Source organism: Amycolatopsis pittospori (assembly GCF_013870525.1).
In the GTDB taxonomy this organism is placed as follows: domain Bacteria; phylum Actinomycetota; class Actinomycetes; order Mycobacteriales; family Pseudonocardiaceae; genus Amycolatopsis; species Amycolatopsis pittospori.
Genome location: NZ_JACBXD010000092.1, coordinates 20,216 through 28,119 on the forward strand (window position 1 = coordinate 20,216; position 7,904 = coordinate 28,119).

The 7,904-nt window shown below is 69.7% G+C and carries 7 protein-coding genes; 2 read left to right on the forward strand and 5 right to left on the reverse strand.

Going from position 1 to position 7,904, the window contains the following annotated elements:
• The first annotated feature begins 15 nt into the window (after positions 1-15).
• Positions 16-639, forward strand: a complete 624-nt coding sequence (locus H5J31_RS33660; RefSeq protein WP_181776713.1) for an AAA family ATPase — start codon at positions 16-18, stop codon at positions 637-639.
• 11 nt (positions 640-650) lie between these two features.
• Here the strand turns inward: H5J31_RS33660 and H5J31_RS33665 are convergent, their stop codons facing one another.
• Positions 651-2,618, reverse strand: a complete 1,968-nt coding sequence (locus H5J31_RS33665) for an FUSC family protein (RefSeq protein ID WP_181776714.1) — start codon at positions 2,616-2,618, stop codon at positions 651-653.
• Positions 2,619-2,667: 49 nt separating this feature from the next.
• Here H5J31_RS33665 and H5J31_RS33670 point away from each other — a divergent pair, with 49 nt between their 5' ends.
• A complete protein-coding gene (locus tag H5J31_RS33670; protein WP_181776715.1) occupies positions 2,668-3,108 on the forward strand; it encodes an SRPBCC family protein in 441 nt (146 codons plus the stop codon).
• 260 nt (positions 3,109-3,368) lie between these two features.
• Here H5J31_RS33670 and H5J31_RS33675 read toward each other — a convergent pair whose 3' ends face one another.
• The 4 genes from H5J31_RS33675 to H5J31_RS33690 all read right to left on the reverse strand — a co-directional run bounded on the left by H5J31_RS33675 (position 3,369) and on the right by H5J31_RS33690 (position 7,609).
• The gene (locus H5J31_RS33675; protein WP_181776716.1) at positions 3,369-5,972 is read right to left on the reverse strand and encodes a CHAT domain-containing protein; all 2,604 of its coding nucleotides are present in this window, start codon (positions 5,970-5,972) and stop codon (positions 3,369-3,371) included.
• Positions 5,973-6,014: 42 nt separating this feature from the next.
• On the reverse strand, positions 6,015-6,494 hold the full coding sequence (locus H5J31_RS33680) for a hypothetical protein (protein WP_007030725.1): 480 nt from the start codon (positions 6,492-6,494) through the stop codon (positions 6,015-6,017).
• Positions 6,491-7,096 (reverse strand): RNA polymerase sigma factor, encoded by a 606-nt coding sequence (locus H5J31_RS33685; RefSeq protein WP_181776717.1) that lies wholly within the window; start codon positions 7,094-7,096, stop codon positions 6,491-6,493. Before H5J31_RS33685 ends, H5J31_RS33680 begins: the two co-directional genes overlap by 4 nt.
• Before the next feature lie 345 nt (positions 7,097-7,441).
• Positions 7,442-7,609 carry a hypothetical protein gene (locus H5J31_RS33690; protein ID WP_181776718.1) on the reverse strand — a complete coding sequence of 56 codons (168 nt, stop codon included), beginning with the start codon at positions 7,607-7,609 and terminating at the stop codon, positions 7,442-7,444.
• Positions 7,610-7,904: the final 295 nt, after the last annotated feature.

Below are 7,904 nucleotides of genomic sequence, written 5' to 3' on the forward strand. Positions count from 1 at the left end.
GCTAGGGTCGCGGTCATGCTCGTCTGGATCAACGGCCCGTTCGGCGGTGGCAAGACGCAGACCGCGCACGAACTGCACCGGCGCCTGCCCGGCAGCGTCCTCAGCGATCCCGAGATCGTCGGTTTCGGCCTGCAACGGATGCTGCCGAGGCGGCTGCGCGGCGATTTCCAGGATCTGCCCGCGTGGCGGCAGGGCGTGTTCGAGACGCTCGACCTGGTGCTCGGCAAGCAGGACGGCGCGGTGGTCGTGCCGATGACGCTCGTCGAACCTCCCTACTTCGAAGAGATCATCGGCAGGCTGCGCGAGCGAGGGCACGACGTCCGGCATTTCGCGTTGCTGGCCGAACGCGAGACCGTGTTGCGGCGGCTGAGCGAACGCGATGTCGTCCATTTGCTCAGGAGGAAGGGGATGCCGCCGAAGCGCGAGAGCTTCGCGGTGTCGAAGCTCGACCTCTGCCTGGAACGGTTGAGCGGCGCGGAGTTCGGCGAGCACATCCACACCGACGGCCTCACCGTCGCCCAGGTCGCCGACCGGATCGCGGCGTCGGCCGGGCTGACGCTGGAACCGAATACGGACGGCGCGCTGCGGGGTTTCGTCCGTCGCAAGTGGACGAGCGTCAAGCACATCCGGTTCGGCTGAGGGGCCAGGGTTCAGGCGCGGCGGTGATACGGCAGGAAGCGCCGGACCAGTCGCAGCGGCGCGCGTTCGACGAGGTCGGGGCCGCGCACGGCGTCGAAGGCGGCGCCGATCTGGTCGACGACGCCGGACAGCTGTTCGTTGTCGGGCATCGGCATTTCGGCGGGCTCGCGTTCCTCTCGGACGGCGGCCGCGAGTTCGGCGAGCGCGGCCGTCAGCAGGGCGATGTCTTCGTCGGACGGTGCCGGGGCGCCGCGGCCGAGGGTGACACCGACTTCGGTGACGGCGTCCGCGACGCGTTCGAGTCCGGCGATCACCGGCCACCAGGCGACGGCCTGCCGTCCGGCGGCGGAGGGTTCGACGACGACCTGCTGGAACGCGGTCCGCAGGTCGGCCAGCGCGCGGTAGGCGCGGCGGCGGGCGCGTGAGCGGTCCAGTCGCGCCTCGCCGGACGGCGCGAGCACGAGTCCCTTGTCGACGTAGTCCACCAGGCTGTCGAGGCTGTCGGCGAGCCGCCCGCCGACCTGCGGACGACGGCTTCCCGGCCAGAGCAGGTACCCGAAAGTCAGGACGATCGCGCAGCCCAGGACGGTGTCGACGAGCCGCGCGAGCACGACGTCCCAGCTCCCGGTGCTGGCGAGGTCCATCTGCAGGATGATCAGCGGCGTCACGAAGGCGCTGAGGACCCCGTAGTTGCGGACCTTGCCGAACGCGACGCCGCCCGCGAAGACGGCGATCAGCAGAACCAGCAGCCAGCCTTCGCCACCCGCGGCGAGGACGGCCGCGCCGATGCCGACGCCGATCACGGTGCCGATCCCGCGTAGCACCGCGCGGCCGAACACCGAGCCGAAGTCCGGTTTGAGGACGATGCCGACGGTGAGCGTGATCCAGTAGGAACGTTCGAACGGGACGAGCAGCGCGACGACTTCGGCGATCGCGACGCACAGGGTCAGCCGGAGCGCGGCGAACCAGGTGAGCGGACCGGAGATGAGCGAGCCCGCCCAATCGCGGAGCCGTTTGTGCCACGGCTTGACCTCGCGGCGTTTCCGGTTGTCGCCTTTGCCGATCCGGATGAGCCCGGCGTAGAGCGCGGCCAGGACGGCGTCGATGTCTTCGTCCGGCCGCTTCGGCGGTTCCGGGAGCGGCTGGTTCGCGAGCACCGCGGCGGACGTCGCGACGAAGTGGTCGATCACGTCGTCCGGGGCATGGCGGCCGGCGTTGACCATCGCGACGGACGCCTCGACGGCCGGGGTGCTGGCGGACAGGAGATTGAGCAGCTGACGGTAGGTGGCGTCGCGGCCCGACAGCCAGGATCGCGCGGTGAGCAGCCGGTCGTACGCGGTGTTCATCGCGGTCGTGAGCTGGTGGCGCGCGACGCGGGAGGTGGCCTCGTCGGTCGCGGAGAGCATCGCGGCGAGTTCGACGTAGACGTGCGCGACGGCGCTGCGTTCGGGGCTGGTGGCACGGAAGGTCCAGGTGGCGAGCGCGACGAGCAGGCTCCACGCGGCGCCGACGCAGAAGTAGCCGAGGAGGATTTCGACGCGCAGGCCGGTGACGTGCTGGCCGGTGCCGAGTACGCAGAAGACGAACATCTGCAGCCCGGCGACCGACGCGTTGCTGCCGGCCGCGCTGATCAGCGCCGACACCGCCGCGACCCCGACGACGACCGGGATGGACGCGGCCGGGATCCCGCCGGTGATCAGCCCGGCGAAGTAGCCGAGCGCGGCCGCCGCGGTCGCGCCGCCGAGCCGTCGGGCGCGGTAGCGGTACGGGCCCGCGGATTCGGAAAGGACGGTGGGCAGCGCGCCGGTGGAGATGAGCGCGCCGACGCCGATGTCGCCGAGCGCGTAGCCGACGGCCAGCGGCACGGCGAGCGCGAGGACGGCGCGGGCGACCATGTTCCACGGGATGGGAACCGGCGTGCTGCGGAGCAGCTGCACCAGCCAATGTGGTGCGGCGATCTCCCGACGCGTCGTGCTCACGCCCCTATCTTGACTTATCCGTGGCGACGGGAGCGGTTATCGTCGCCACATGGGCAAGACGTACTCCTTCGAGATCAACCGGACGAGCAGCGCCTCGCCCGCTTCCCTGTTCGCGCTGGAGGCCGACGGTTCCCGCTGGTCGGAATGGGCGAAGCCGGTGGTGTTCCACTCGCGCTGGGCGCGGGAACCCGGTGAGGACGCGGTGGGCGCCGTCCGCGCCGTCGGCCTGTGGCCGGTGTATCTCCACGAAGAGACCCTCGAATACGAACAGGACCGAAAGCACGTCTACGGCTTCGCTGGCCTCAAGCTCCTGAAGGACTACCGCGCCGAAGTGTCCTTCACGCCGAACGCTTCCGGTGGCACGGATCTGCGCTGGACCGGCGAGTTCACCGAACCGCTGCCCGGCACCGGCGCCGCCGTCCGCACGGCCCTGCGCTCCGTCGTCTCACTACTCGCGACGCGCCTGGTGCAGCACGCCGAACGGGCCTAGCTTGAGTTTTATCGAGGGGTAAGGCGAACGTGGCGTGTCTCGGGCCAGGCGGTCGCCCGCGCGGCGCACTCGCGTGCTGGAAGACGGATCTCGCGTGCTCGGAGCCGTAAACCCCCAGTGCGGTGACCAAGCACGTGAGTCACGTCTCCAAGCACACGAGATCCGGACCCGAGCACACGAGACACGCGCCCACCCCGGCGAACGGACCCACCCACGCCCCCGGCCTACGCCACCTTTGCCCTACCGGTCGATAACCCGGCCTAGCCCGCGCCCAGGCAGAGGAACGGTCGCCGCAGCGGGTCCGCGGCGGTCGCCTCGGCGAGTGCCAAGGCGGGCGCGGTCCCCGAAGCCAGCCTCCGGTGCAGATCGGCCATCGCGTCGGCGGCGGCCTTGTCGCCGACCCGCGCGATCGCGCCGATGACCGTCCGCGAACCGCTCGCGAGCAGCGTCCCGGCGAAACCGAGCGCTTCTTCACCGGGCCGGATGTGGCTCATCGCGAGTTCGCACGCGGCCAGCACCACCCGCTCCGGCGGATGCGCGAGCCGGGCGGTTTCGTGCGCGTACAGCGGGCCGCCGACCAGTTCGAGCCGCGAGAACAACGCGTTCGCCGGTTCGTGCGCGCCGTGTGCGACGAGGTGCGCCATCCCGGAACCCTCCAAAGCGGACAGTACGGCCTCGCTGGTCGCGTCCTTCCCGTCGACGAGCTGGGCCTGCGGGTACACCGCGCGCAGGTTCCGCACCTCACCGACCGAACCCGGCACCCCGGGCCCGCCGGCGAGCAGGACCGGCCCCACGCTCCGGCGTCCGGACGCGGTCACCCACGCGGTCGCCGACGGCGCGATCGACACCGGATGTCCGTGCAACGACGGCAAAGCACCCCACGGCAGCGCGTACAGCGAACCGATCGGGACGATGATCAGCTCGCGGTTCTCCAGCGTCTTCGCCAGCGACGCAGAAATCAGTTTGTCCAGTTTGTCCGCTCGACGCCGCGCCGATCCGGTGACGACCTCGACCAACGGCGCGGGCAGGTTGTCCGGGGCCAGCGCGTCGAGGTCCGCGTGCAACTGCCGCGCGGTCTCGACGATCTCCGCGAGCGGCCCCAGCTTCAGCAACTGGAAACGCCCCCGGTCGACGACCACCGCGTACAACGTGTCGCGGTAACCCATCAGGCTGACCAGCACCCGATCCCCGAGTTGCTCGACGACTTCTTCGGGCGACGAGACCGGGCGCGGACGACCCCATTGGCTGGTGTACCAGCCGAGCCGGGTCGCCTCCTGCTGCAGCCGGTCGTAGCGCTCCTCGAGTTTCCCGACCGGTTCGCCGGACAGCCGCCGCGCCTGGATCGTCCCCTGCACGTGCCGCATTTCGTTGATGTGCCGGGCGAGCGCGGGGTCTTCGATGATCGGGAGCGGTTCGTAGCGGTACACCTGCGCGCGTGTGCGTTCCAGCCACGCGAACAGGCTCTTCGCGCCGGCTCCGCTGCGCCTGGCCTTCTTGAGCACCAGCGTCAGCGCCAGTTTGCCCAGCTCCTCGCCGTGCGCGGCCGTTCCGCAGACGAGATCGAGCCCGCCCATCCGGTCCCGGATCTGCCCGAGTTCCGCCAAACCCGCGCGCGCCTGGGCGAGCGCCGAACGCGGCCGATGGGACGCCACCGCGAGTTCCGCGCGGCACAGCCGCAGCAGCATCCGGTGGTCGATCGGCGTGGTCTGCCGCGGTTTCGGCACCTGCGCCAGGATTTCCTGCGCGACGGCCGTCTCGTCACGGCGGATCAGCAGCCGGACCGCGAACATCCTGGCCGCGCCCGCTTCGTCGCGGAGGCCGAGTTCGGCCAGCCGGACGGCGAGGTCGGCCAACTGCTCGGGCAGTTTCGCCGAAGGTTTCTTTTCCCGGTCCGCCAAGAGCTTCACCGCGTCCGCGCGAAGCTGGGTCAACGCCGCGATCTCCGCCCAGCGTCCCTTGCCACGCCGCAGGAAACTTCGTCGCGCCGCCCCCGCGAGTTTTTTCGCCAGCGCGTAGTCGTGCTCCAGGATGGCGGCACCGGCCCTGGCGACCTCGGCCTCGGCGACGAGGTGGACGGCGCCGTTGCGCCGAAGTTCCGGGATGGCGTCATCGAGATGCCGCGCCGCCTCTTCGGCGAGACCCGCGGTGAGCAGGGCTTTCGCCTGATCGAGCCGGACAAGCGGCAGCGAACCGGAACCGTCGGTCACGAAGATCGCGGCGGCCTGTTCGTAGTGCCGCAGGGCTTCCGGGATGTCGCCGAGCAACTGGGCGTGATCACCCAGGTTGTGCTGGATCTTCCCCTCCAGCATCCGGTGCCCGTGCTCGACCGCGAGATCCAGCGCCTCGACGAGGTCCTGATACGCCTCGTCCGGGTTGTTCATCTCTAAATGCAGCCACGCTCGGTTCACCAGCGAGCGCGTCAAGACCACGCTGTACTTCTCGGCTTCGGCGGCGAGGCCCGGCAGGAACGCGTTGTTGAGCGCCAACGACTCCTCAAGCCGTCCGGCCCGCATCAGCACTACGGCGCGCTGGAGCCCGACGACGAACCTCAGCTCATCCCGAACGTCGCCGTCCGGCAGCAGCAAACGGTTGCGTTCCGCCTCGTCCAGCCGCGCGACGCCGTCCTCTTGGGACGTGATCTCCGCTTCGGACGCGGCGAGGCTGATCAGGATCCGGACGCGGATCTCCAGCCGGGAGACCAATTCCACGTCGACGGGGCCAAGCAGGGCGAGGCCACGGCGAAGCAGGCGGATCGTCCGGTGGAGCCCATGATCCGAGGCAGCCGCCCTCGCCTGGCGATGGAGTTCGGCCGCCTCGTCGGCTACCGGATCGACGACAGCAGGAGACGGCGCGGGCACACGCACTATGGGAGCACACCCACGCCGCATAACGGAACAGCCGTCCGGTTAGAGCACCACGGTCGGGGTGACGACGGTCCGCCTGCATGTCACGTCGCCGAGGTGGATCACGATCTGGGTCGTCCCCTGTGGAACGTTGTCCAGTACGAACCGGCCGCCTTCGTCGGCGGTGGTGGAACTCGTCCCGTGTTCGGCTACGCGGACCTCCACCCCGTATTCGCCGGCGGGCACGAGCCAGCCGTCGATCCGGTGTTTCTTGCCGATCTTGGTCAGGTTGATCATCACGGTCAGGTCGCTGACCGTGAAGGTGATCGTGCCGGTGTCGCTGCCGCGGACGCCCGCGGTCGCGTCCATCCGTTCCCAGCGGGCGACCTCGACGTCGAGGTTTTCGAGCGCGAGCGCGAACTGAACCCGCTGCACCAGATCTCCCGGTGGCGGGTCCAATTCGTCCATGAAGCGCCCAATATCGGCGAGCAAGGCCTCATCGCCCGGGGAGGTCATCTCCCCCGGCGTCCCGAGGTCGTTCATCGGCTTCCCCCTTCGTGGGCCAGCAGGTCGCGCATCGAATCGAGGCAACGGCCCCTGGTCGGTCCGACACTGCCGCGCGGCATGCGGAGTGCTTCGGCGACCAGTTGGTATTCGGCCCGCCCGGCGAGCACGGTCAGCCGAAGGAGCTGCTGACAGCGGTGCGGCAGCCGGAGGAAGGCGCGCCAGACCCGGCGATCCCGGTCGGCGCGGACGGCTTCCTCCTCGGGAGCCGGGTGGGTGCTCTCCATGCTTTCGGCCAGCTCGTCGGTCAGCGGTACGGGCTGAGCGCGGCGGCCGAAGGGGTGCTGTGCCTCGCGCCGGGTCGTGGTGATCAGCCACGCGGCGAGCGCCTTGGGGTCACGAAGCTTGTCGAGCTGACTGAACAGGGCGAGCCACACCGTCTGGACTACGTCCTCGGCGGTCAGGCGATCGAGCCCGTTCGCACGCGCGACATGCCACACGAGCGGGGTCAGCTCGTGCACAAGTCTGTCCATCGCCAGGCGGTCACCGGCCCGCGCCGCTTGCATGCAGGCGGCATGCAGGTCGGCACCGGTCAGGCCTTCCCATGGCGGGTCTACCTCGGTCGTTTGCACGTCGGTCACCGTATCTGCCCCACTTCGGACGTGTCTTCGTGTCGGCGCTGGCAGTATCGCGGGCCCTTCGGGGAGAAGGAGCGTGCTAGAGGCTCTGGGATACATCAAGTCACTAACTTTTTCGTCGGATTCGGGCGTCCCCTCGATCGTGCGCGGAAGAGCAAAGGCACCGGCCGGCGCGAGTAGGTGTGGACTGCGCACCGGCCGGTCCTTTTTTCCCTCCCCCCGGGCCCGCTCCCCAACGGGCCCGCGTCCGGGCGTCCCCCTCCCCCGAAGGAGCACCCGGAGGTGATGACCGGAGGCCCCCTCGGCTTCCGGACATCACCTGTCTGTGCAGGTCGAACCAGGTTTCGGTCAGTTCACCGGCGGCTTGGTGCCGTGCGGGTCCCAGTTGCCGTCCGGGCTGGTGCCGGGACGGGGCGGGACCGGAGCCGTGATCGGACCCGGCTTCGGCGTTTCTTCGAGGTCCTCAGTGGCCGTGGCCTCGTCGTTGACGGGTGCGGTGTTGGTCTCGGTCGTCATCGGGTGTCCCTCATTTCCTCGACTGCTCCATAGGACGCAACGAGGCTGCCACCAGATACACGGAGAGCCAGTTTTTTCGGAGAAATTTCTTGAACTGTGGCACTCGGGTGACCTGATCAGCGGTTTTCCGGACGACCCGTGTCTCTGAGTAGTTGTCGGCTCGCGTCCGCGAGCTGCTCGGCCCAACGCCGGTAGCCCTCGGGACCGGGATGGAAACGGTCCTCGGCGAAGGTCGCGGGGTCCAGCATCGCGGCAGGCATGGGGACGTGGACGACGCCGGGCAGCAGTCCCAGCC

What these genes read in the sequence shown, in the direction of transcription:
- H5J31_RS33660 (WP_181776713.1), top strand. Translation starts at nt 16, where the DNA reads ATGCTCGTCTGGATCAACGGCCCGTTCGGCGGTGGCAAGACGCAGACC.
- H5J31_RS33670 (WP_181776715.1), top strand. Translation starts at nt 2,668, where the DNA reads ATGGGCAAGACGTACTCCTTCGAGATCAACCGGACGAGCAGCGCCTCG.
- H5J31_RS33680 (WP_007030725.1), bottom strand. Translation starts at nt 6,494, where the DNA reads ATGAACGACCTCGGGACGCCGGGGGAGATGACCTCCCCGGGCGATGAG.
- H5J31_RS33690 (WP_181776718.1), bottom strand. Translation starts at nt 7,609, where the DNA reads ATGACGACCGAGACCAACACCGCACCCGTCAACGACGAGGCCACGGCC.